This window comes from Pararhizobium arenae, from assembly GCF_001931685.1.
GTDB lineage: Bacteria > Pseudomonadota > Alphaproteobacteria > Rhizobiales > Rhizobiaceae > Pararhizobium > Pararhizobium arenae.
In genome coordinates this window covers 102,627-124,087 of sequence record NZ_MOOY01000010.1, presented here as the reverse complement: position 1 = coordinate 124,087, position 21,461 = coordinate 102,627, and the positions used below count along the sequence as shown (strand labels likewise).

General features: G+C 57.2%; 23 protein-coding genes. 8 read left to right on the top strand and 15 right to left on the bottom strand.

Going from position 1 to position 21,461, the window contains the following annotated elements; genetic code table 11:
- Positions 1-11: 11 nt before the first annotated feature.
- From BLX89_RS21000 to BLX89_RS20985, 4 genes are all read right to left on the bottom strand, one after another.
- Entirely contained in the window at positions 12-1,016 is a 1,005-nt protein-coding gene (locus tag BLX89_RS21000; protein ID WP_075292922.1) for a helix-turn-helix domain-containing protein, read from the bottom strand.
- Between the two features lie 49 nt (positions 1,017-1,065).
- A complete protein-coding gene (locus BLX89_RS24700; RefSeq protein WP_158025982.1) occupies positions 1,066-1,233 on the bottom strand; it encodes a hypothetical protein in 168 nt (55 codons plus the stop codon).
- Positions 1,234-1,500: 267 nt separating this feature from the next.
- Positions 1,501-1,749 carry an Atu4866 domain-containing protein gene (locus BLX89_RS20990; RefSeq protein ID WP_075292921.1) on the bottom strand — a complete coding sequence of 83 codons (249 nt, stop codon included), beginning with the start codon at positions 1,747-1,749 and terminating at the stop codon, positions 1,501-1,503.
- On the bottom strand, positions 1,746-2,312 hold the full coding sequence (locus BLX89_RS20985) for an invasion associated locus B family protein (RefSeq protein WP_075292920.1): 567 nt from the start codon (positions 2,310-2,312) through the stop codon (positions 1,746-1,748). Before BLX89_RS20985 ends, BLX89_RS20990 begins: the two co-directional genes overlap by 4 nt.
- A gap of 142 nt (positions 2,313-2,454) precedes the next feature.
- Between BLX89_RS20985 and BLX89_RS20980 the strand changes: the two genes are divergently transcribed.
- Entirely contained in the window at positions 2,455-3,354 is a 900-nt protein-coding gene (locus BLX89_RS20980) for a LysR family transcriptional regulator (protein ID WP_075292919.1), read from the top strand.
- A gap of 239 nt (positions 3,355-3,593) precedes the next feature.
- Here BLX89_RS20980 and BLX89_RS20975 read toward each other — a convergent pair whose 3' ends face one another.
- On the bottom strand, positions 3,594-4,553 hold the full coding sequence (locus BLX89_RS20975) for an MBL fold metallo-hydrolase (protein ID WP_075292918.1): 960 nt from the start codon (positions 4,551-4,553) through the stop codon (positions 3,594-3,596).
- A 93-nt stretch (positions 4,554-4,646) separates the two neighbouring features.
- On the opposite strand from BLX89_RS20975, the gene BLX89_RS20970 reads away from it, so the two are divergent.
- On the top strand, positions 4,647-5,600 hold the full coding sequence (locus BLX89_RS20970; protein ID WP_075292961.1) for a LysR family transcriptional regulator: 954 nt from the start codon (positions 4,647-4,649) through the stop codon (positions 5,598-5,600).
- Positions 5,601-5,715: 115 nt separating this feature from the next.
- Here the strand turns inward: BLX89_RS20970 and BLX89_RS20965 are convergent, their stop codons facing one another.
- Both BLX89_RS20965 and xth read right to left on the bottom strand, forming a co-directional pair.
- Entirely contained in the window at positions 5,716-6,087 is a 372-nt protein-coding gene (locus tag BLX89_RS20965; protein ID WP_075292917.1) for a hypothetical protein, read from the bottom strand.
- 3 nt (positions 6,088-6,090) lie between these two features.
- Positions 6,091-6,861 carry an exodeoxyribonuclease III gene (gene xth, locus BLX89_RS20960; RefSeq protein WP_075292916.1) on the bottom strand — a complete coding sequence of 257 codons (771 nt, stop codon included), beginning with the start codon at positions 6,859-6,861 and terminating at the stop codon, positions 6,091-6,093.
- A 407-nt stretch (positions 6,862-7,268) separates the two neighbouring features.
- Between xth and BLX89_RS20955 the strand changes: the two genes are divergently transcribed.
- Positions 7,269-7,586 (top strand): PepSY domain-containing protein, encoded by a 318-nt coding sequence (locus BLX89_RS20955; RefSeq protein ID WP_075292915.1) that lies wholly within the window; start codon positions 7,269-7,271, stop codon positions 7,584-7,586.
- A gap of 35 nt (positions 7,587-7,621) precedes the next feature.
- Positions 7,622-8,230: a general stress protein gene (locus tag BLX89_RS20950; protein ID WP_075292914.1), complete on the top strand. Its 609-nt coding sequence runs from the start codon at positions 7,622-7,624 to the stop codon at positions 8,228-8,230.
- Positions 8,231-8,533: 303 nt separating this feature from the next.
- On the opposite strand, the gene BLX89_RS20945 is transcribed toward BLX89_RS20950, so the two are convergent.
- Both BLX89_RS20945 and BLX89_RS20940 read right to left on the bottom strand, forming a co-directional pair.
- Positions 8,534-8,917, bottom strand: coding sequence for a response regulator (locus BLX89_RS20945; protein WP_075292913.1), 384 nt, complete (start codon positions 8,915-8,917; stop codon positions 8,534-8,536).
- 6 nt (positions 8,918-8,923) lie between these two features.
- Entirely contained in the window at positions 8,924-9,910 is a 987-nt protein-coding gene (locus BLX89_RS20940; RefSeq protein WP_342587607.1) for a sensor histidine kinase, read from the bottom strand.
- Between the two features lie 325 nt (positions 9,911-10,235).
- Here BLX89_RS20940 and BLX89_RS20935 point away from each other — a divergent pair, with 325 nt between their 5' ends.
- The 4 genes from BLX89_RS20935 (at position 10,236) to BLX89_RS20920 (ending at position 12,342) form a co-directional block, all read left to right on the top strand.
- Positions 10,236-10,625, top strand: a complete 390-nt coding sequence (locus tag BLX89_RS20935) for a response regulator (RefSeq protein WP_143523713.1) — start codon at positions 10,236-10,238, stop codon at positions 10,623-10,625.
- A 158-nt stretch (positions 10,626-10,783) separates the two neighbouring features.
- Positions 10,784-10,999, top strand: coding sequence for a hypothetical protein (locus tag BLX89_RS20930; protein ID WP_143523712.1), 216 nt, complete (start codon positions 10,784-10,786; stop codon positions 10,997-10,999).
- Between the two features lie 325 nt (positions 11,000-11,324).
- The gene (locus BLX89_RS20925) at positions 11,325-11,525 is read left to right on the top strand and encodes a cold-shock protein (protein WP_075292910.1); all 201 of its coding nucleotides are present in this window, start codon (positions 11,325-11,327) and stop codon (positions 11,523-11,525) included.
- A gap of 511 nt (positions 11,526-12,036) precedes the next feature.
- The gene (locus BLX89_RS20920) at positions 12,037-12,342 is read left to right on the top strand and encodes a hypothetical protein (RefSeq protein WP_075292909.1); all 306 of its coding nucleotides are present in this window, start codon (positions 12,037-12,039) and stop codon (positions 12,340-12,342) included.
- Between the two features lie 15 nt (positions 12,343-12,357).
- On the opposite strand, the gene BLX89_RS20915 is transcribed toward BLX89_RS20920, so the two are convergent.
- The 6 genes from BLX89_RS20915 to BLX89_RS20890 all read right to left on the bottom strand — a co-directional run bounded on the left by BLX89_RS20915 (position 12,358) and on the right by BLX89_RS20890 (position 21,438).
- Positions 12,358-14,259 carry a diguanylate cyclase gene (locus BLX89_RS20915; protein WP_075292908.1) on the bottom strand — a complete coding sequence of 634 codons (1,902 nt, stop codon included), beginning with the start codon at positions 14,257-14,259 and terminating at the stop codon, positions 12,358-12,360.
- A 382-nt stretch (positions 14,260-14,641) separates the two neighbouring features.
- On the bottom strand, positions 14,642-15,286 hold the full coding sequence (locus tag BLX89_RS20910; RefSeq protein WP_075292907.1) for an SOS response-associated peptidase: 645 nt from the start codon (positions 15,284-15,286) through the stop codon (positions 14,642-14,644).
- A 28-nt stretch (positions 15,287-15,314) separates the two neighbouring features.
- On the bottom strand, positions 15,315-15,980 hold the full coding sequence (locus tag BLX89_RS20905) for an SOS response-associated peptidase family protein (protein WP_075292906.1): 666 nt from the start codon (positions 15,978-15,980) through the stop codon (positions 15,315-15,317).
- Between the two features lie 10 nt (positions 15,981-15,990).
- Positions 15,991-19,248 (bottom strand): error-prone DNA polymerase, encoded by a 3,258-nt coding sequence (locus tag BLX89_RS20900; RefSeq protein WP_075292905.1) that lies wholly within the window; start codon positions 19,246-19,248, stop codon positions 15,991-15,993.
- Positions 19,248-20,762, bottom strand: coding sequence for a Y-family DNA polymerase (locus BLX89_RS20895; RefSeq protein ID WP_198935179.1), 1,515 nt, complete (start codon positions 20,760-20,762; stop codon positions 19,248-19,250). The genes BLX89_RS20900 and BLX89_RS20895 overlap by 1 nt, the downstream gene beginning before the upstream one ends.
- On the bottom strand, positions 20,680-21,438 hold the full coding sequence (locus BLX89_RS20890; protein WP_075292903.1) for an ImuA family protein: 759 nt from the start codon (positions 21,436-21,438) through the stop codon (positions 20,680-20,682). Before BLX89_RS20890 ends, BLX89_RS20895 begins: the two co-directional genes overlap by 83 nt.
- Between the last annotated feature and the right edge of the window lie 23 nt (positions 21,439-21,461).

The following is a 21,461-nucleotide window of genomic DNA, read 5'->3' as shown; positions in this document are numbered from 1 at the left end:
AGGTCGGGAAATTAGCCTCGCCGATAGTGGCTCGGCTGCAGGCCGGTCTCGCGACGAAAGACCTGGGCGAAGTGACTGGGGCTGGAATAACCGACAGACATGCCGACCTCGATAATGCTCGTATCCGTCTCCTGCAGAAGAAGCTGTGCCTTAGCTATGCGCTGACGGATAAAATAGCGCGAGGGCGAGAGCCCGGTCGCCTTCTTGAACAAACGACTGAAATGGAATTCACTCATGCCCACCGTTTCGGCAAGCTGTGCGAGATTGAAAGGCTCGGCTAGATTTTCTTCAAGATATGCGACTGCCCGGCGAAGCTTGAAGCCGGGAAGTGCATTCTGGCGATCGTCCGGGGCATCACTGGCGGCGTAGTTCCGTATCAGATGCACGGCAAGGCTCTGCGCAAGGCCCTGTATGAACAGCTGGCTCCCCTTCCCTTCAGACGTCAGCTCCTGATGGATCAATGCAAGAAGGTGCGACAGCTGCGTGTCCTTGCCGCCGGAAATGTCGCGAAGTGCAGGAGGGGCGGCACAGCCCAGCACGTCATAGGCGACGCGCTCGAACAGCGGAACGGAGAGATAAAGATGCATGACCTGGAAAGGCGCTTCTCCGATTGCGCGCCAGCGCATCTCATAGGGCGTGGGGGAGCGGGTCAGAAAGAAATCTCCGACGGTGACGGTGTTTGCCACCCATTCCCCGTCGAGGTCACGCTCCTCAACCACCGCCTCGCCGGAAATCACCCAGACGATCAGTGGTTCGGCGACAGCCGGAACGAGAAAGGGCTCCTGTTTGTTGAGACGAGAATACACCTTAACGAACATGTCATTCCACGCCGGGCTATCACCACTGACAAGCGTACGACCAGCTATGTATTGTTCAAGCCCGAGCGGGGACGTCCGCTCCGGCATTGTAGTCGTCTCATCCAGTGCAGGCACGAGAGCCGATGGGTACATGGGTTGTCCGGTAACGGCCGGGATCGGGGGCAGAGTGTTTTCATGGACTGGTTCGATATTTGCCAATGCGGACCCTCTCTATAAACGAGCAATGCGTAGCGGATTGTCTCAGACGTCAATGAAATATGTCACGATTCACATCTCCGCCCACAACCACCATCAATGATGCAATGCAGCATTTGGTTTCATCCGACATGAAGATGAAACCGGTGCCCTTAGTCTCTTTGAGGCAGATGAGGTCGGAATCGACATCGCAGGTCAGCACCGCAGGTTTCGGGGTCACGTCCGCGCATTCCAACATCACGTCGACTTTTAGGAGGGCGCAAAGCCGCGCCTCCCTCCAAAATTCTCCCCTCCGATCTGTTTGAGAACGGCAAGACCACGAAGGTGTTTTTGTCTGTCTTCTGGCGAGGCCAAATTCTCGAGCTGCTCTTCGATTTTACTCATCATCATCGCTTACTTTTGATCTGGTTTTCACGGACGCAGATGTTCCCATCGAGTGAAAGAATTGGACCACGCCGGCATTGGCTATGCCGGCGTGTCGAGACTACTACTTGCGATAGAGAACCATTCCCGCGTGGTACAGGACGCCATCGACGAAATCGCCGTCGGCAGTAAAGCCGGTGTCGTCCCAGTACTCGATGTGATCTCCCGACACTTCGTATCGTCCTTGATAGGCACTTTCGCGTCGGCCACGCGCCTCGTCGTAGCGGCCGTTCGGAAGCAGCTGGTGCCGGATGCGGCCGTCCGCGGTCTCCCACATGCCGACATAAGGGTGTGAAGGCGTTGCGGTGGTCATTGTGCCGCCTCCGTCTTGCCCAGGAAAGACTGAATGGTCTCTGGCTCGACGACCCAGGCGTAGTTCAGTTCATGCCGGATCTTCCATTTGCCACCAGTGCATTCCCAGCCCAGCTGCGAGCGGCCGTCAAAAGCGATCACCTTGCCGTCAAGGCGATCGATACGGCCAACGAAGCCAAGAGTCGTCGAAGCAACTATGTCGCCGACGATCGCGTCATGGCCCCCGGTCAATCCGTGGCGGACGGATCGGGCGGCATTCTGCAACGCCTCCCAGTTGGCCCCGTAGCGAGAGGAGTTATCAAAGAGCTGTGTGCTTCCAGGCGCGAAATTGTCGTAGAAAACGCCTTTCGTGTTCTCCAGATCGTAATACTTGTTCAGCTTCTCTGCGAACACGAATTTGCCATCACCTTCATGACGCTCCCAGCCCTTCATGATCCAATCCCCATGGAGTGCGAGAGGAGCTTCGGCGCCTTCCCGGGGGCACGCACCATCCTGTGCAGCGACAGGTCCGGCGCAAATTTCGAGCGCCAATGCTGCTGCGAGCGTGATCTTGTTGTTCTTCATTGGAATATCTCCTTCGGTGAGCGTTGTTATTGCCTGCCGTGCTGTGCGGGATGCGACTGTCGGCCACGGGTAGAAGGTAGACAAATCCGATTGTCGCTTGTATTCCCCTTTCGCTAACGAGATTGGTTAGCTGGATACGACAATGACAATCGACCTTAACCTTGTGCCGGTGTTTCTAGCCGTCGCCGAAGAGGGCAACTTCAGGGCCGCGGCTGACCGATTGGGGGTTACACGTTCGGCCGTAAGCCAGGGCATCCGCCGGCTCGAGGATATTTGCGGCATCGCGCTTGTCAGCCGCACGACCCGTAGCGTGCGGCTCACCGAAGCCGGCAACCGCTTTCGCGAAACCTTGTCACAACCGATGGCCGAGGTCAGATCGGCGTTCGAGAACGTAGCGGGTGATGCCAGACCAAGTGGCCTGCTGCGGATCGCGGTCACATCGATTGCGGAACACTTCCTGTCCGGCCCACTGATCGCGTCCTTCGCTGAGGCCCATCCCGGCATCACGATCGACGTCACTGTGACGGACGACGTCTTCGACATCGTGGCGGCGGGCTTCGATGCGGGGGTTCGGCTGGGTGAGGTGATCGAGCAGGACATGGTCGCGGTCCCACTGACCAAAGAAGAAAAAGAAGTGGTCGTCGCAACGCCGCGATACTTCGAGGTCCACGGAATGCCCCGCCATCCTCGGGACCTCGTACTTCATCGCTGTATCGGTTGGCGACCGTCCCCGAGTGCTGCGCCGTACCGGTGGGAGTTTGAGGAGGATGGCATACCTCTCGACGTCGCCGTTGAGCCGCAAATCACCACCAACGATCTGTACCTGATGATCCGGACCGCGCTCGCTGGCGGTGGCATTACTTTTGCGCTGGAAGAGACGTTTCGTTCCTACATCGAACGAGGCGAGCTGATCACAGCGCTAGAGGAATATTTGCCCCCTTTTCCAGGGTTTTTCCTTTACTTTCCCAACCGCCGCAATATGGCGCCCAAGCTGCGCGCGCTCATTGACCACGTTCGTGCATACAAACCGACGGCATCCTAGCTATCAGTCGTCAGGGCACCTTCGGTTTTGCGCGTGAGGTTGGACCCGGTTAGTGCCAGCTTCTCGCGGATAAGGCCGCCCGAACTGGGCCAAGGCGGCGCAGATTGGTGAGGATGGACACGTAGCTCCTGAAAGTCGGAGCGGTTAAACCCGCAGCGAGATCGACGTGCGTCATTTTGGAAGAAGAGGCTGTGGGAGCCTCTTCTCGTATTCGCCTGTTGCGCGGATGAAAGCCGGTGCTAAACGTAGTTGATAGGCAGCCAATCGTAATTCGTGCTGTCCTTGCGGACATGGCCGATGCCCGGAAAGGCGATATGCGCGCCGGCCACCAGATATTTGCCCTCTACCGCCTGCTTGAACGCAGCGTCCCGTGCAAGTACAGCGGCTTTCTGGTCGATATCGAATTCGATCGCGACGCCGGGTTTATCGAACTGCAGGATATCGCCATGGGTGATGTCACCCCAGAATACGATCTTCTGGCCTTCGCTCTCCAGTGTAATGGCACTGTGGCCCGGCGTATGTCCCGCATAAAGAATGGAACCAAGACCGGGAACAGGCGCTGCGTTATCCGCGAAGGTTTCGAATTTTCCGGCTTCCACGTATGGCCTCACGCACTGATCCGCCTCGGCGAAATGCTGCTTGACGATGCCGGTCGCCGCCTTGGCGTTCGCCGTACTCAGCCAGAATTTAGCCTCGCCTTCGTTGACCCGTAATGTGGCGTTGGGAAAGGTGCGCTTGGAGTTGCTCATCAGCCCGCCGGAATGATCGGTATGAATATGGGTGAGAACAACGTCATCGATGTCATCCAGTTTGTAACCGGATGCCTCAATGTTCGAAGTGAGCTTGCCAAGTGAGGGGCCAAGATAAGTACCCGTGCCTGCGTCAATCAGCACCAATCTTTCGCCGTTGTTGACCAGGAACGCGTTGACGGAAGTTGGCACCAGTTCGGGCAGAAAGGCATCATTCAAAGCCTCCTGCGCGCGGTGTTCGCTCGTGTTTGTGTAGAGCTTGGCGAGCGGCAGGGCGATGGTGCCGTCCGACAGTGCCGTGACCTCTACGGAGCCGATCTTCAGCCTGTAGAAACCCGGTGACTGAGTAGGGGCAAAAGGTGCCTTGGCGAAGACCATTGATGGTGCGACGAAGGGTGCTGTTACGAGGCCGGTAAGAGCGCTTTTGAGAATGGAACGACGGGATGGCATGGGTTTTCTCCTTACGTGATTGTGCGGTATGACTTGCAAGACCATGCCCATCAGCTAAGACTGTCTCGGTCAGCAATCAAATCGATACCGTTCATGCAAGTCATCGATCATTTCAATCTCCGCTCCTTTGACCTAAATCTGCTCGTAGCCTTTGACGCGATGATGGAAGAGATGAGCGTCACCCGTGCGGCACAGCGGCTGAAAATTCGGCAGCCTGCGATGAGCCACAATTTATCGACCCTGCGCACACTGTTTCAGGATGAGCTTTTCATCCGTGTCGGTCAGGTGATGAAGCCAACCGCACGGGCGCTTAATTTGTCCGGCCCGGTACGGCAGGCTCTGCGGCAGGCGCAGGCGGCCGTGTTGATGGAGGATGCATTCGATCCAGCCACCGAGCAACGCACATTCCGGCTGGGGCTTTCCAGCGAGGTGGAACTGCTATTGCTACCCGATCTGACGGCGCGGTTGCGGGATATCGCGCCGGGCATCCGTATTCTCGCCCGCGGTGGTGATGCGCGGGAGGTCGATGCGATGCTGGATGCGGGCGTCATCGATCTTTCCGTGGGGTGCAGTTATCTGCCGGATTCACGACACCTTTGCGAGCCGCTGTATCAGTCCAGCGTATTGTGCTGTTTCAATCCCCAATTGCTGAATCTTTCCAATCCGGTGAATCTTGATGCTTATATGGCCGCTCAACACGCGGTGATTTCACAGACTGACAGTCTGCATGGCTGCGTCAAGGATGCGCTAGAGCATGCAGGTGCAGAACTGAAAGTCGTGGCGGCAGCTCCCGATTTCATGTCGATATTGGCCACCGCGCGTTCATCTGCAGTGATTGCCACCGTATCGTCGCGCATCGCGCTTCGTTATGGGCCGCTGTTAGGACTTGAGGTCAGCCCAGTGCCATTGGCACTTTCTTTTCCACCCGTGGCAATGGTTTGGCCGCTCCACACGGACAGTGACCTCGGCTGCGCATGGCTGCGGCAGCAAATCCGTGAGGCGATACTGGGGACGAACGGGAGCAACGGTGCGGATATTGCAGCGTGATTCCACAAAGACCGGCGTGCCTTTGTTGGCCTCGCCTTGAACGGATATGGACTGTCGGCCAAACCGTCCACTTATTGGCCCGCATATCTTTAAAATATACACAAGGACCTATACCTCAGTTTTTGTTCCAACGTGTATGGTGGGCGTACCAATCGGCATAGGGGGTATTTGCCGCCAGATGCCGGTTGAAATCTGGCGCCCCGTCAGTCCACCAGACCGGCCCACGCTCGCCGAGCGCGACTTTGGCGGCATCAACCCGCTCACGCGCTTCGGACAGGCTTTGCGGGTCTCTCTTGAATTTCCGAACGTCGCGGCGCGCTGACATGAGCTCGTTCACCAACTCGTCGCGGAGCGATGGTGACAGCTCCGGATTGCTTTTCCGCCAAAGCCGGCCTCGAACGACAAAGTAACGTCCGTCGGGTGTGTCGGGGTATTCCGTTCCCGAGCGGGATATGCCAGCCCTTCCACCTGATGACCTCGCGCTCATCAGTCAATCCACTTCGATCCAGGCGGGCGCATGATCGCTCGTCTGCGGCAAGGCCCGCACCCACCGATCGACACCCGCCGATTTCAAGTCGGTCGCCAGCGATGGGCTGAGAAGAAAATGGTCGATGCGCAGGCCGGCATCCCGCTCGAACGAGTTCCGCCAGTATTTCCAGAAGGTGTAGATCGGTTCGTCGGGGTAGAGCGTGCGGATGGCGTCGGTCCAGCCCTGTTTCAGCATTGTAGCGTAGGCGCGGCGGACCTCCGGGCGGAATAGCGCGTCATCGCGCCAGCGTTCAGGCTTATAGACGTCGAGATCAGCCGGCATGACATTGAAATCGCCGATCAGCGCGACGGGCACCTCGAGATCAAGCAATTCCTGCCCGTATTTCTGGAGGCGCTTGAACCAGCGAAGCTTGTAGTCGAACTTTTGTCCGGGCGCCGGGTTGCCGTTTGGAAGATAGAGGCATCCGACGATGATGCCATCGACTGCCGCTTCGATATAACGACCTTGATCATCATCTAAGTCGCCAGGCAAGACGCGGCGCGTTTCGATCGGATCTGCATCTCGTGCGAGGATCGCCACGCCGTTCCAGCTTTTCTGCCCACGCCAGATTGCCCCGTACCCCGCCTTTTCGAGCACTCGACGTGGAAACTTCTCGTTCGGCGCTTGCAGTTCCTGCAGGCAAACGACATCGGGGGCGGCGTCCTCCAGCCATTGCAAGAGGACGTCGAGCCGCCCGTTGATGCCATTGATGTTGTAGGTCGCGAGCTTCAATGACGGTCAGTGGTTGGCGTGGTGATCACCCCGATCGCCTTCACCGGGCTTGGCGTCCTTCGTGGCCTTGTGACGTTTGTCCGCGGATAGCGACTTGCCGACATCGACGCTTTCCTATTCCAACGCCAGACCGCGGGTTGTTGGCGACACTGTAAACGTGCAATCAGCGAGATTAAGAGCCTGCTAGAATACAGGCTTTCCCTGTAAGGACGTAAAAATCTCCAGGTCTGAATTTCAGCCGTTGGAAGAGCACAGCCCGTACAAGCATGTACTTCTAATAAATTACTTTCACAATATTGGACAACCGTATTACTTCATTTGTTTTTTTATTCTCCTAATCCTCACAACCTGGAACCTTTGCGGGATGCTCGCGTTCATCGTGTGTCCACTACATAAGGAGTTCCACAATGAAAACGCTAATCATTGCGACAGCAGTCGCTGCCCTTTCGGCTTCTTCCGCTTTTGCCCAGACGGCACCTGCCGCAAATCCGGACGGAGACACGCCAGCCGTTGCAACACCGGAGAACACAAGCGCTACAGCTCCGGTTGAAGGCGCTAACAGTTTCACCGAAGAGCAGGCTCGCGAGCGCATCGCCGAAGCGGGTTACACGGAAGTGACCGACCTTAAACTTGATGACAAAGGTGTTTGGCGTGCTGGTGCAAACAAAGACGGAAAAACCGTCGCTGTCTCAATGGATTATCAAGGCAACATCATCGCCAACTAAAGGCGATCCAATAAATAGAACGAGGAGAAAACACCATGACACGCACCGTTACCGGTCTTTTTGATCATTATTCTGACGCTTCCGCCGCCGTCGACCAGCTTAAAGCTTCCGGCATTTCCGACAGTGACATCAGCATTGTGTCAAACAATACAGATGGTCGCTACAATGAGGGTGAAAACGACGTTGCCGAGGATGCAGGCGCGGGTGCCGGCATTGGTGCGGTCGTGGGCGGCGCAGGTGGTCTGTTAACAGGCCTCGGAATTATGGCCATTCCCGGTGTGGGGCCGGTTGTCGCGGCGGGTTGGCTCGCTGCAACGGCGGCAGGCGCTGTAGCAGGTGCGGTCGTGGGTGGCGCGGCGGGCGGTCTTGTCGGCGCCCTGACTGACTCAGGCGTGGATGAACGGGATGCGCATGTCTATGCCGAAGGGGTTCGCCGAGGCGGAACGCTGGTGACGGCAAAAGTTGACGAGTTCCGCGCAGCAGAGGCCGAAGCTATTCTTCAGCGCTCGAACTGGGTGGATCTTCCGGCCCGACGTACCGCCTACGAGGGGCAAGGCTGGACCAGTTTTGACAGCGCTGCGGATCCCTACACGGCTCAGGAAGTTGAAACGGAACGCGCGCGTTACCCTCATAGAACTCTTTAAGCTCTAAAGTAAATTCACGAACCGGAGCTGTTTCACGATAGCTCCGGTTGCTTCATTGCGCTATCAGGCGGGCTAGCGGTCGCCGGTGATGAACAGCTCAAGCCAAAACGGGGGGTGACACTCATCGGCTTCACCGGAAGCAATTACATTCAATTTGTGCTCATGACCGCGCACGCTACATGTCGCTCTCGGCTTCGGCGAAGTCGATGTTTCTGATGGTTTCGGCTAATCTTTTGGTCATGATGGAATTGAGCGCACTGACGCCACTGAAAGCTTATAAGCGTACCGATTCAGCAGATGCTTTCACATGAGGATTTCGCGGATCATTTTGCTGAGCCGTTTCAGATCGGTGGGCTTCCCTAGGTTCACGGCATCTGCAAGAACACGGTCGAACGCCAGCTCATGGGCTGGACTGGCAGTCGTCAGTACGAACGGCACATTTAGGCGCTGAAGCGTTGTAGCCGTTAGCGTTACCTTCTCCTTACCGAGATGGACATCAAGAAGAGCGATATCGGGAAGCTCTTGCTCGAGAAGCGCTAATGCCGCTTCGTTGGAAGCCGCCGGTCCAATCACGCGAAATCCTTCGTCTGCAAGACTTCGCCGCAGATCATCGCCAATAAAGAACTCGTCCTCGACAATTAGGACAGTCGTTTGTCCTCTTTCTTGATTGTTAAAAGTCCTCGTCACACGACCTCACAGCGGAATTATAAGTCTCGCTGTCAAACCATTGGTGGGATAACTAAGTTCCACGTTGCCGCCCATATGGGCGGTAAGGCCTTCGATTAGCTCAGTGCCATAACCCTTGTTCGCAGGTCTCGAGACTGTTGGGCCGCCTTCTTCGCGCCACTGGAGAATTAGCCGCATTCGGTCCTCCTGCTTTTCTTCAATATCCCATTGAACGCGAATTCTCCCTTCGGGCGCCGCAGCTGCGCCATGTTTCATCGCGTTCGTTCCCAGTTCATGCAAGATCATGCTGACTGAAAGAGCCTTTGGGCTGTCGACTTCGATGGCAGGTCCTGACCAGTCAAGTCGCTCAAATGCCGTAGCACTAACCGCGTCTTTCAACAGATCTTCGAACAAAACGGCCCCTCCGCGGGCAGCAATCTCTTGCGCTTTGAAGGTAATGTCCAACCGCCCGAGCAGCGCCTCCTTGAAATGCACGACGGCCGGATTGTCGGCTTTCGCATTTGCAACGACTGATCGGATGACAGCGGACAGATTTTTTATCCGATGGCGCATCTCTGCGACGATGAAGTCCATTTCAACTTCGTGTCGTTGACGCTCCGTAACGTCATCGAAGATGACCAAGATATTTGGACTGTTGTCGTCGGGATGAACGAGACGTCGCGCGTCAACAAGAAATGTGCGTTGGCCGATCGATGGAAACTCATGGCGGACCTCAAAGCCGATAACGGCGGCCGCCCGCGGTATAACCGCAGAAATAAGCTGCCGAAGTTCCGGAATGTCCCACTGGCCATTCCCGAGGCGGAAGAATTCTTCGGAAAGGATATCTTCGCGGCTGACATCGAATGCTTTAACGAACGCGTTATTTGCGTTGGCGATGCAGAGCCGCTGATCCAGAACGACGACAGGCTGGGTCATAGTGTCGACGATCCCTTGGGCCTGGACGTGCCCCGTTTTCATGAGACGATACAAATCCTCCAGCAACATCGTCGGCATCCCGTCCTCTTTTCATGTTTCGCGGCGAATATCTAGATGAGCATATTTAGGCGGTCTCTTTTAACCGGCAAGTTGCTGGCGTTCGACAAAGCCCGCTCAGTATTAGGCAGTCCATCCTGGAACCCGCTTGCGGATCCGATCGCCGGAACCATGTGACCGCGCAGCCGGTTTAACAAATATCTATAGACGGACGTTGGTTCAAAGCTGAAAGCCGAGTACTGACACGTCAAGTGACGTTCATAAGGGGTTCAGACGAAGCGGTTTACGGTCTCACCCAACGGAATTTTCGCGCCTAGTATGAGACCGATAACACCGAGACACTATTGTGAACAGTGAGAGATTTTTAGCCCTCTTTGCAGGTAAACGGATTCTAATTGTTGAGGATGAATATTTCCTTGCGGATGAAACTCACAAAAAGCTTCTTCAATTGAACGCGCGTGTCGTAGGGCCATCAGCGTCTGTGGCAGATGCGCTCGAACTGATCGAAAGCGAGATGATCGATGGAGCAATTCTCGACATTCATCTGGGCGACGAGCTTGTGTTTCCAGTAGCCGAAAAGCTTGGCGTCTTAAGCATCCCATTTGTTTTTGCGACGGCATATGACCCCTCCATCATCCCGAAGCAGTTTTCGGGTTTCTTGCTGTGCGAAAAGCCGACGGAACTTGGGAAAATCGCCCAGGCGCTGTTTGACCCGATCCCGGAGCGGCTTCAATAACAGGGACGTTGCAAGGAGCGTTTATATAACGGAGCTAAGGCGATGTTGAAGGCTTAATGTCCCAGCGTGGGCAGTCATTCACGTAACCCTAAAATCTGGTAATTGCGCGCAAAGAAGCGGCAGCCACAATGACCCAACGATTCGCTGGGGACATGGGTATGTCTTTTATTTCTGATATGACGCTTTCGCAGCAGGAAATTGACGTTTTATTCAGCGCGCTTGAAGTGTGGTGCCGAAGATTGAACGCGCCGATCGACAGTCAGGACGGGCGGGATGTTGCAACCGTCATGCTTGGTCTCTTCAAGTCCGGTCATACCACAAAGGCTGCCCTTTTGGGAGCTATGGAGAGAATTGACGGCCTGGAGGAAGTTTGAATACCGGGCCGGCATGTCGCAGTCGAAGGATCAGTCGGCAACGCAAGACGGTGTTGTTGGAGCTGGGGGTTAACGGCCCGATCAGGTAACCCAGTACTGCTCCTTCTGCTTGCAAGCTTGCCATGGCGTCGAGGAACCGCTGGCTCGATAGTATGGCAGAATGCTGATGCATGATCTATCGATTGCAGGTGAAAGTCTGGCGAAGAAAGCTGGGTTGTCATCCTGCCGTGCTGATCCCTGGCTATTGCCAGAGCTTGTTGCAGGCTGCTTTTCGCTGCATAAACTGCCGGCACGGCAATGGTGCCGCTAAAACCACGAGGACGACATGGCGACGGGAACTGTTAAGTTTTTCAATCAGGACAAGGGGTTTGGCTTTATCACCCCCGACAATGGCGGTCAGGACGTTTTCGTTCATGTTTCGGCAGTTCAAGGCGCGCCACTCAAGGACGGCGTGAAGGTTAGCTACGACGTCGGGCAGGATCGGAAAACGGGGAAATCGAAAGCTGAAAACGTCCAGACCCTCTGATCGCGCAGCAACGACTCAGTCGATCTCGGCATTGCCTAGTCGACAGGCGCTGTATCAGCTTCTCTCGGCGCGCGAACGCGTCCCCCGGGGCGCCTTTGCTTGACGGTTTGCTCGCCGAAAAACAGTAGACTTCGCCAAAGACCCAGCGCTCGGCGCCGTTCGCGTACCGTCGATCCCCTAGCCTCAGCAGACGCGCACGCCTTCGAGACCAAAGCGATTTTCATGGCTCGAGGGACGCCATAACGTTGAGCATCGGTACATGTCCATCGCTAAAGCGGCGAACCGGTTCTGCCCGAAAACGAAGGAACCGGCACATGCCGGAATGGCGATATTGGCCTTGGTAACGGTGGACTGGGCGGCACCTGCGCCCCGCTGAACGGTGACCGGATACTGGGGAAGGCGTTGGCTCGTCGATCATCGACCACGGTTGCCACAACAATGAGTATGCGGTTTGTCCTGGCCGCTTGGCAGCTAACCAGATAGGCATGTTGGAAAGCAAACGGAGTGTTTGATGAGTGAACTGCAGAATCGCATCATCGAGCGATTGGCGACACCAGACGGTTTGCAGAGGGCCAGTGGCAGCGATGACAAGCGTGAGATGCTCGTGACCGCAGCGCTGCACCTCTTCTTCGCATTTGGCGGAAACGCGGATGAGCTACGGAAAGTTGTCTCATCGGCCAATAAGAAGAAATCCACCAGCGTTGCGGACGCCGTCGCCGAAGTGGTGGTCGCAACTGCCGCAATTAGTTCCGCGGCCGATCTTGATATGGTTCAGGCGGCATTTAACTGGATCGACAGCGCTCCTAAGCCACAGTAGGTCCTGACGGCACAGTTAGCCTGGCTTCGCAGTACGCTCGTCGCCCAGCCTTTGAAACCCGACGCGGTCGCGGCCGGCATTCTTTGCCTGGTACAGCGCAAGATCTGCCCTCCCGACAAGTTCGCTCACACCGTTCACCCTGGAATCGCTCGTGAACACTGTTGCTCCGATGCTGGCGGTGATTATCCCGTGCTCGCTGCCTTCATGCATTGTGTCCAGCCCACGGACCGCTTCCCTGATCTTCTCCGCAATTGCGATTGCTGACCTGGCGTCCGTATCAGGCAGGACGACTGCAAATTCCTCTCCGCCGAACCGAGCAGCAATATCGCTGCCTCGGCGCACCGCAGTCGTAATCGCTCCCGCGATAGATCTAAGGCAAGCATCACCAGCCAAATGGCCGTAGCGATCATTGTAGGCCTTGAAGCGATCAACGTCGATCAGGAGCACTGACAAGGGTCGCCCGGACGCCTTTGCCAGGTCGAACTGTTTTTGCAGGCCGTCGTCGAACGAACGTCGATTGGCCAATCCCGTTAGCGCATCGGTCTCCGCCAAGCCTTTCATGCGTTCAGCGAAACTCTTGAGTGAGAGCTCCGACTCCTTTATGGCAGTGATGTCGGAGACCAGTGCAAGGACATGTTTGTCTTCGGTCACGCGTGTCCTCAGCGACAACCAACGACCATCAGTCATTGAGATGACTTCATCCTTATTGACAAACAGCGTGGCACCCGCGGCCCGAATGCTGTCCTCATCCAGATCAATGGGCAGATCCTGTCGCTCGCCGTTGCGAACTGCCGCTCTGATGATGTCGGTGATATGTGCGCCTTCCCGCCGGGCATAGGCGGATCTCGGAAAGATTTTCCGATATTGATCGTTGCAGAACACTATTCTCGCATCTGGACCAAACATCGCCAATCCGTCAGACATCTCAGCCATGGCTTGCGCCATCATGTTCCGACTTGATCTAAGCTCCTGCTCCAGGAGCTTCTTTTCGGTGACGTCTACTGTCACCCCCGCCAGTCCGACCATTTCCCCCTGCCGATTTCGCAGGGGCACTTTCGAGGTAGAATACCAACGAGGCGCTTGTCCGTCCTCAACCAGAAGCTCCTCAAAGTCGCGCAACGCCTGGCCCGTCCTCAGGACAACAGCTTCGGAGTCATGGAGTTGCTTGGCGCGTTCTTTTGGCGTCAGGTCGAAATCCGTCAAGCCAACCATTTCCGACGACTTAGCCCGGCCGTTGTGCCTTGCTACATTCAGGTTCGCGACCACAAACCGATGTTCCAGATCCTTCACGTAGTGATAGTCTGGGGCCTGTGTCAAAGCGGCATGAAGAATATCGCGTTCAAGCGTAAACCGGCGAAAGTAGGCCAGAGAGAACCCGATCGCTGCTGTAGCTGCGAAGTTCAAGACAAGGATCGGTACTCCCACCTGGTCGATGGCACGCTGAAAGTCAGCTTGCGGCAAAAGCCCGAGAACGGCAATGGACAAAGCGCCTAAGAGAAGCGCAGCACTTAATATAGAAGGCGCTTGGCTCAGTGGTTTTCGACCCGCCAAGAACCACAGCGAAGTCCCGATAAGCAGCACAATTGCGATCGCAATCAAACCCGGTATAACTCCGGCTCCACCGAGATAGATTCGGAAGCCGGCTGCCATCATCGCGGCGACCAACGCGGGACCGGGGCCGCCGAAGACGGCTGCCGATTCAATGATGGCAAGGCGCAGGTCGAAAATGACGCCGACATCAAACGGTACGGCGAGCATCATTGAGGCAGTAGCAGCCAGACCAAGCGTAAGACCGAGACCAGCCGAACGCCATGTGGCCGGGATCCTATAGAAACGGTATGAGAAATGGGTCCACACCGAAACAACGAGTGCGACGGCTGCGAGATTGCCGGCGAGAACCTTCCAAACATCACTCATTCGTCAACACCGCCGAACCGCGTCCACAAAGGCTCGCCAAAACCCACGACGCTAGATGGTCTCTCAGGCTTGATGAAGTGCCCGTGCCAAAATCGTCCGCACAGAGCGCGATGAAAGGATATCTATGAATGCTGAAGGAGCGGTTTACACCGTCCCGGTGCGAAGACTGGTCAACGACCAAGACAGCTTTAAATCGAAATGCCGTGCTTACTCTTCCCCCGGCCAAGTGCGATTAGCCTGCGTGTTGCGGAAAGTCCTCGTAGCGATAGTTTCGGTTTGCATCCCGGTAATGTCAACATCGGCCAGATGTTTCTGAGAAGCGGCGATCCATGCTTTTGCCCTGCACTGGAGATTTCGTTGCGCAGATCACAGGCAGCTTTCGCTACAGTTTTTGAGGCGCCTCGCTTGCAGCCCTTCGTTTTGCCCAAAGCTCGCTTGTCCTTTCCATCAAGATTTCTTCAGCCGGGAAGGTCCGCTTCTGAAACGCGAGGGCGTCGTCGAAGCTTCCGTAAAGCCACCGGTCATATTCGTCTCGATGAAGAAGCACCGGCATCCGATCGTGTACAGGGGCAACAGCAGCGTTCGCATCGGTCATCACCCCACTATAGACCGGTCCCCATTCGTCACTAACACGCCATAGACCAGCCCAAGCGAAAACGGGTTCTCCCCGAAGACTGAACCAGGTGCGGGTCATTCGACCTTTTTCGCCCTCGGCTTCCGCAAACCCAGTCAAAGGGATAAGGCAGCGCCATTGCGGCTTCCTGGCCAGACCGACCCACATGGGTTTGGCAAGATCAGCGATGTTGTTAACAGGCTTGGGTTTCGCCTCGGGTTTCATTCCTTTAAGGCGTAACGGGAAACCCCATGTCATTGAGCGGAGTTGTCGAACCCCGTCATCCTCGGTCACGACCATCCCTGGTGTTCCGGGATAGACCTCCTCCGGTGCATTGGATTGCATAGGGTTGGTGACACCGAAATGCGCAGCCACTTCCGCGGCCGAAAGACGGACGGTGTAAAGATTGCACATTCGCAAGACCTCTCCTTCTGGGATACGACTAAATAATCACCTTGTCGCGGCGGCGAAAAGCCTGCGGCGGCGGGGTACCGCTCTGCCATCGATCGCGTGTCTGTAAGACTTCAAACTCTTCAGAGGCTGGCGGCTTTCTGAATTGAAACGCGATGACATCCTGAATCGATCCATGAAGCCAGCGTTCGTATTCCTCCGGTTTCAGCAGAACCGGCATGCGGTCGTTGAGCGGTTTGATCTTCTCGTTTGCCGTCATCGTCATGCCGGCAAACACGGGGCCGAATTCGGCTGTGTTGCGAACGAACCCAGCCCAGGCCATCAATGGCTGACGGTGGTGCGAAAACCAGGTTCTGGTCTTTGATCCCTTGACACCATCTGGGTTCGCGAAATGCGTCAGAACGATCAGACAACGGTACTTCGGCTCGACAACAATGCGGTCCCAAAGCGGGTTGGTCAGATCGGCCACCAGGCCGATGCGACCGGGAGGTTCTCCGTCTTTCAGCATCTCCCGGGTCCGCCGTGGAAAACCCCACGTAACGGATTTCAGCAAACGCAGTCCGTCTTTTTCTAGAACAATCAATCCTGGACCGCCCTCGATCGTCTCGCTTGGGATTTCGTCCGCGCGATGAACATCAATGTTAAAATGCGTAACGATGTCTTCGAGCTTTCGGGTGACTGCGTACAGACGGGACACGTAAGCCTCCTCAGTGGAAATTTCGAGACTTCAGGCGCAGCGTATCGATGTGCAAGTCAGGGATATAGATATCGCGTGCTTGCACTGCAGGCTTTGGTTTGTCTCGGGGATCAGGACCACCGCCATGCTTGACTTCATCCCCACGTCCGAAAGGCAGCGGGAAATCGCCATCGCGTCCGGCGATTTGGGAGAGATCGGCCGAGAAGTCGAACAATCTCTGTGCCACAAGGTGTACGACTTCCCCTTCGCGTTGGATTTTACCATGAATCCCCATCATCGTAGCAGACATCAGGATGCGGCGCTGTTTCTCAAACAGATTGGGCCAAACAACTGCGTTCACAATGCCCGTTTCGTCTTCCAGCGTGAGGAACATCACACCTTTTGCCGAGCCCGGTCGTTGCCGCACGAGAACCAAGCCCGCTGTCCACAGCCACCGGCCGTCCCGCTCCCCCATGGCCTCTGCACAGGTGACGACGCGCTTCGCCGTCAGGTCGCGCCGCAGGAATGACATCGGGTGAGCTCTAAGGGTCAAGCCCGTATGAGCGTAGTCCTCAACGACCTCCCGGCCCTCCGCCATCGATTTCAAATGAACCTCCGGCTCCCGCATTTCGGAAAGGGTTTTTGCCTCCCGTTCTGCTGCCGCGGCCCAGAGTTCCAGCGGTTCGTCCCGCAGGGCCTTGATGTCCCAAAGAGCCTGTCTGCGTTCCAACCGTAAGGACGGCAGAAATGCGTCTGCCTCGGCCAGCTTTACAAGAGATGCCGTCGGCACACCGGAACGCCGCCACATGTCATCTGCGCTTTCGAACGGCTGGTCGGTGCGGGCCAGGACGATCCGCGCCACGTCGCTCTGAGCGAGCCCTTTGACCACGCGCATCCCAAGTCTGACCGCGAAACGGTCGCTGGTTCCGATCCGTTCCATCGTGCAATCCCATCGGGAAGCATTGACGCAGACGGGCCTGACTTCGACGCCGTGGCTACGAGCATCAGTGACGATCTGCGCAACGCTGTAGAAACCCATCGGCTGGGAGTTGATCAGTGCTGCGCAGAAGACATCAGGGTGCCAGCATTTGACCCATGATGATGCGTAGGCGATGAGCGCGAACGATGCCGCGTGACTTTCAGGGAAGCCGTAGCTGCCGAATCCTTCGAGCTGCGTGAAGGTCCGCTCGGCGAACTCTCTATTATACCCGTTCGCCACCATCCCGCTGACGAGCTTGTCCTTGAATTTTGAGACGCCCCCGGTGAATTTGAAGGTGGCCATGGCGCGTCGCAACTGGTCGGCTTCGCCTGCGGTAAATCCTGCGCAAACCATCGCAACCTTCATCGCGGATTCCTGAAACAGCGGCACACCGAGTGTCTTGCCGAGAACCGCTTCAAGCTCGGGTGTCGGGTATTCGACTTTCTCCGTGCCCTCACGCCGGCGGAGATACGGATGGACCATGTCGCCCTGGATTGGACCGGGCCGGACGATCGCGACCTGCACAACCAAATCGTAAAATGTTCTGGGCTTCAGCCGCGGCAGCATCGCCATCTGAGCCCGACTCTCGATCTGGAATGTGCCAAGTGTGTCGGCCTTTCGGATCATCGCGTAGGTGCGCGCGTCCTCTTGCGGAACGTCGGCTAAGCCCATCGGCAGTGCCTTGTGCTCAGCAAGGAGTTCGAACGACCGCGCCATGCAGGACAACATGCCGAGGGCCAGCACGTCGACCTTCATGAATTTCAGAGCCTCGATATCGTCCTTGTCCCATTCGACAACCTGGCGGTCATCCATCGCCGCCGGCTCGATCGGAACGAGGTCGTCGAGCCTGTCCTGGGTCAGCACAAACCCGCCAGGGTGTTGCCCGAGATGACGGGGAAAACCCATCAGTTGGGAGGCGAGTTCCAGAGCAAGTTTGAGACGATAATCCGTGGCGTTGAGATTGTTCTCCCTGACCTGCTTTTCTCCAACGCCTTCTGACCAGCCCCAGATACCAGACGACAACTGGGTGATGACATCTTCGGGCAGCCCCAGCGCTTTTCCAACGTCTCGCAATGCTCCCTTTGCGCGATAGCGCGTTACCGTTGAACAGAGCGCAGCCCGGCTTCGGCCATAGGTCTCGTAAATCCACTGAATGACCTCTTCGCGCCGATTGTGCTCAAAGTCGACATCAATATCCGGCGGCTCGTTTCTTTCCATAGACACAAACCGCTCGAACAGCAGGTCGCCCGTTTCAGGATTGATGCTGGTGATGCCGAGGCAGTAGCACACGGCAGAGTTCGCGGCCGATCCGCGCCCCTGGCACAAAATTCCTTTTGACCGCGCGAAACGGACGATGCTGAACACCGTCAGGAAATACGGCGCGTATTTCATGATCCGGATCAGTTCGAGCTCGTGCAGGATGGCCTTGCGGACTTCGTCGGGAATTCCGTCTGGGTAACGGAGCGCGGCCCCTTCCCAGGCGAATTTGGTCAGGGACTGCTGCGCATCGAGACCGGGAACGATAGCCTCTTCGGGGTACTGGTATTGCAACTCGCCCATGTCGAACCGGCAGCGATCGACAATCTCGCGTGTCCTTGCAAGCGCTTCCGGATAATCCGGAAACAAGCGATGCATTTCCTCTGGGGCCTTGAGGAACCGATCGGCGTGGCGCTCACGGTCGTAGCCGACATCATCGATCGTGGTCCTGTTCCGAATGCAGGTCACGACGTCCTGCAACTGCCGGCGACCGGGCTCATGAAACAGCACATCGTTGGTGACAACCGTCTTCACCTGATATCGCGCGGCTATGTTAGCCAGCTTGTGAAGACGCAACCTGTCGTTCGGCCGGCGTCGCAGGCAAAGGCTTACATAGGCGCGGTCGCCAAAGATCGAGGCTATTTTGCGGAGCTGGCTCGCATAGAGATCATCAGCCTCATCAGGAACGAGGATCGCGATCAATCCATCGGCGTAGGATTCAACATCGCTGAGATCGAGGATGCATTTGCCCTTGCCACCTCTCGATTTCCCAAGGGACAGAAGCCGTGTGAGTCGCGAATAGGCCGCGCGGTCGCTCGGGTAGACGAGAAGCGAGGTGCCGTCTGACAGATCGAGACGACAACCGACGACCAATCGAACGCCGGTTGTCTTGGCAGCTTCCCAGGCACGCACGATCCCGGCCAGTGAATTACGATCCACAACCCCGATGGCATCGATGCCGAGCGCGGCTGCGGTCCCGAACAGTTCGTCTGACGAGCTTGCCCCACGCAGGAAGCTGAAGTGCGTCGTAACCTGGAGCTCGCTGTAGCGCATCACCCGAAGACCCCGTGCAAGAACCACCGGTGCGATCCTGTTTCGGTGTCGACGCCATCGCCCGCCCGGAAAACCCACAGACGTTCGCCGCGCTCGTCTTCGACAACGAAATAGTCCCGGACAGCCTGCATCTCGCGTGGCCTGATCCACCACTCCCCGAAAATGCGTTCAGGCCCATCGGCGCGAAGGATTCGACGTCTTCTGCCCCGCCAGGTGAGCAAGACAGGGGGCTGGTCAGGCAGGACGGCGAGAGTTTCAATCGGCTCCGGGTACGGCAGCAGACGCGACGGTCTCGGCCAATTCACAGCCCAATCTGCTCCGGTTTCGTCGTCTGTTGGCCCGATGCGTCGCAGCGATCGTTCCGGGACATCGGAAGCAACCGGTGTCATGCGATAGAGGCGTTGTCCGCGGTTGCCGAGGATGTCGACGAGCGGCGTGACATCGAGGACCGCTTCCTCAATCAGGGACGAAGCTATCTGCTTCTCTGACAGCGGCTCGGCCATGACGGCTGTCAGGGCCATTTTCTCGATCCCAAAGCCGGGGTCGATCTTTTCGATCTGGTCGCAGAGGAGTCTGGTCAGGCGGCGGGGATCGCGCACGGGTTTCTGCAGGCCGGCGCGGACGGATTGCCTTGTGTTGTCGACGCGGTGGATGACGAGGTCAGAACGCCGAACGCCAAGGCCGCGCTCCTCGAGCCTGGCGCTTAACTGGACGACGAGCTTGCCAACATATTTGGCGATGGTCTCTGCAGCACCGATCGGTTCCTGAAAGTTTCGGGACACCTCGACCAGCTCAGGCGTGCGCAACGGCTCGATCGGCTCGGCGACACGGCCGAACATCTGGTCGAGCCGTCTGCCCACCTCGTTCCCGAAACGCAATGTCAGCGGTGCGCGCGGCATGGCGGACAACTCACCGACGGTTTCTATACCCATCACTCTCAGGCCTTGGATCGTGTCCGCTGGAAGTCGCAAGCAATGAATAGGCAAACCGACGACAATCTTGGCGACATCACCCTTCGGCACCACTGTTGTTTCCGCAGACGTTAACCGGGCGATGGCATGAGCCGCACCCCAGGTATCGGCGACCGCCGCGCGGGCTGTCAGCCTTAGTCCTCTGAGCTTGTTGACCATTCCGGAAAGCAGGAGGTCTTCGCCACCCTGCAGGTGGTCCGCACCCTCCGTGTCCAGGACAATTCCGTCTAATCCATCGACGGCTACGACCGGGCTGTATTGCCGCAAAGCCCAAAGCGCCAGGCGCTCCACGGCGGCCGCGTCGGCCACAGGATCGGCATCGACCATGTTCAGGTTGGCGACCATCGCCTGAGCCTTGCTGGCGGGCATTCCGGTCTTCAGGCCAAGCTTACGTGCAGCAGTGTCAGCGGCCGAAATCCAGCGTTTGGAACCGCTCTTCGATACGACGACGAGAGGCTGGTCAGCCGGCACGGCTCCCCCTCCATGCTTTCGTATTCGATCCGTCGCGAGATACGGGAAGTAGACAGATACGACCCTTGGCATCGGGAGCTCCAATTTCAAACTCGGCGCACTCACCCGCCTTCACACGCATCAATTCCGCCAGCCACCTAGCCCTTCCCACCCCTGCGACTGGCAATGGTTCCGACGGCAACACACTCAGCCTCCATCGGGTCGCCGATGCCGTCGGATTGCCGTAGTCCGAAGCCTCCGTCTGCCGCCGCCATCGGCGCACGACCAGTCCGATGGTTCCCGTCCGCTCCGCGGCAAGATGAAGACGACGCGATGCTGTCATTGGAAGCCGTACCAGTTCTCCGACAACCGCGCCGAGCCCGCCGAAAGATAGCCCTTCTTCCAGAGACGCGAGTACATCCTCTTCCTTGTCGCCTTCACAGTAGACAACGCGGTCCGGGTGAAGCCCCGCCTGCGACAGCGCTGGCGCAAACAAGTCGGGCCTCGTCAGGCACCAGAGGATTTTGCCCTTCGAGCGCGCCGCAATTCCCGCTGCAAACAGCGAGGCCGCGGCACCATCGACGGTGCCCGAGCCACCGCCTGCGACTTCATGCAGCGCGCCGCACGCGATGCCGCCACCCGGAAGACGTTGATCAATCTCGGGCACGCCAAACGGAAGGACGAGCTGCTTGCGGGAAGCACCGCCTTCCAGATGCGCGATCCTGTCTCGCAGGTCATCGATAACCCTTGAGCGCCGGGCATGCGTCATTGTTCACGGACCTCCATAGGCGC

What these genes read in the sequence shown, in the direction of transcription:
- BLX89_RS20990 (WP_075292921.1), bottom strand. Translation starts at nt 1,749, where the DNA reads ATGACCACCGCAACGCCTTCACACCCTTATGTCGGCATGTGGGAGACC.
- BLX89_RS20985 (WP_075292920.1), bottom strand. Translation starts at nt 2,312, where the DNA reads ATGAAGAACAACAAGATCACGCTCGCAGCAGCATTGGCGCTCGAAATT.
- BLX89_RS20980 (WP_075292919.1), top strand. Translation starts at nt 2,455, where the DNA reads ATGACAATCGACCTTAACCTTGTGCCGGTGTTTCTAGCCGTCGCCGAA.
- BLX89_RS20975 (WP_075292918.1), bottom strand. Translation starts at nt 4,553, where the DNA reads ATGCCATCCCGTCGTTCCATTCTCAAAAGCGCTCTTACCGGCCTCGTA.
- BLX89_RS20970 (WP_075292961.1), top strand. Translation starts at nt 4,647, where the DNA reads ATGCAAGTCATCGATCATTTCAATCTCCGCTCCTTTGACCTAAATCTG.
- BLX89_RS20965 (WP_075292917.1), bottom strand. Translation starts at nt 6,087, where the DNA reads ATGAGCGCGAGGTCATCAGGTGGAAGGGCTGGCATATCCCGCTCGGGA.
- BLX89_RS20955 (WP_075292915.1), top strand. Translation starts at nt 7,269, where the DNA reads ATGAAAACGCTAATCATTGCGACAGCAGTCGCTGCCCTTTCGGCTTCT.
- BLX89_RS20950 (WP_075292914.1), top strand. Translation starts at nt 7,622, where the DNA reads ATGACACGCACCGTTACCGGTCTTTTTGATCATTATTCTGACGCTTCC.
- BLX89_RS20940 (WP_342587607.1), bottom strand. Translation starts at nt 9,910, where the DNA reads ATGCCGACGATGTTGCTGGAGGATTTGTATCGTCTCATGAAAACGGGG.
- BLX89_RS20930 (WP_143523712.1), top strand. Translation starts at nt 10,784, where the DNA reads ATGTCTTTTATTTCTGATATGACGCTTTCGCAGCAGGAAATTGACGTT.
- BLX89_RS20925 (WP_075292910.1), top strand. Translation starts at nt 11,325, where the DNA reads ATGGCGACGGGAACTGTTAAGTTTTTCAATCAGGACAAGGGGTTTGGC.
- BLX89_RS20920 (WP_075292909.1), top strand. Translation starts at nt 12,037, where the DNA reads ATGAGTGAACTGCAGAATCGCATCATCGAGCGATTGGCGACACCAGAC.
- BLX89_RS20915 (WP_075292908.1), bottom strand. Translation starts at nt 14,259, where the DNA reads ATGAGTGATGTTTGGAAGGTTCTCGCCGGCAATCTCGCAGCCGTCGCA.
- BLX89_RS20910 (WP_075292907.1), bottom strand. Translation starts at nt 15,286, where the DNA reads ATGTGCAATCTTTACACCGTCCGTCTTTCGGCCGCGGAAGTGGCTGCG.
- BLX89_RS20900 (WP_075292905.1), bottom strand. Translation starts at nt 19,248, where the DNA reads ATGCGCTACAGCGAGCTCCAGGTTACGACGCACTTCAGCTTCCTGCGT.
- BLX89_RS20895 (WP_198935179.1), bottom strand. Translation starts at nt 20,762, where the DNA reads ATGCCAAGGGTCGTATCTGTCTACTTCCCGTATCTCGCGACGGATCGA.
- BLX89_RS20890 (WP_075292903.1), bottom strand. Translation starts at nt 21,438, where the DNA reads ATGACGCATGCCCGGCGCTCAAGGGTTATCGATGACCTGCGAGACAGG.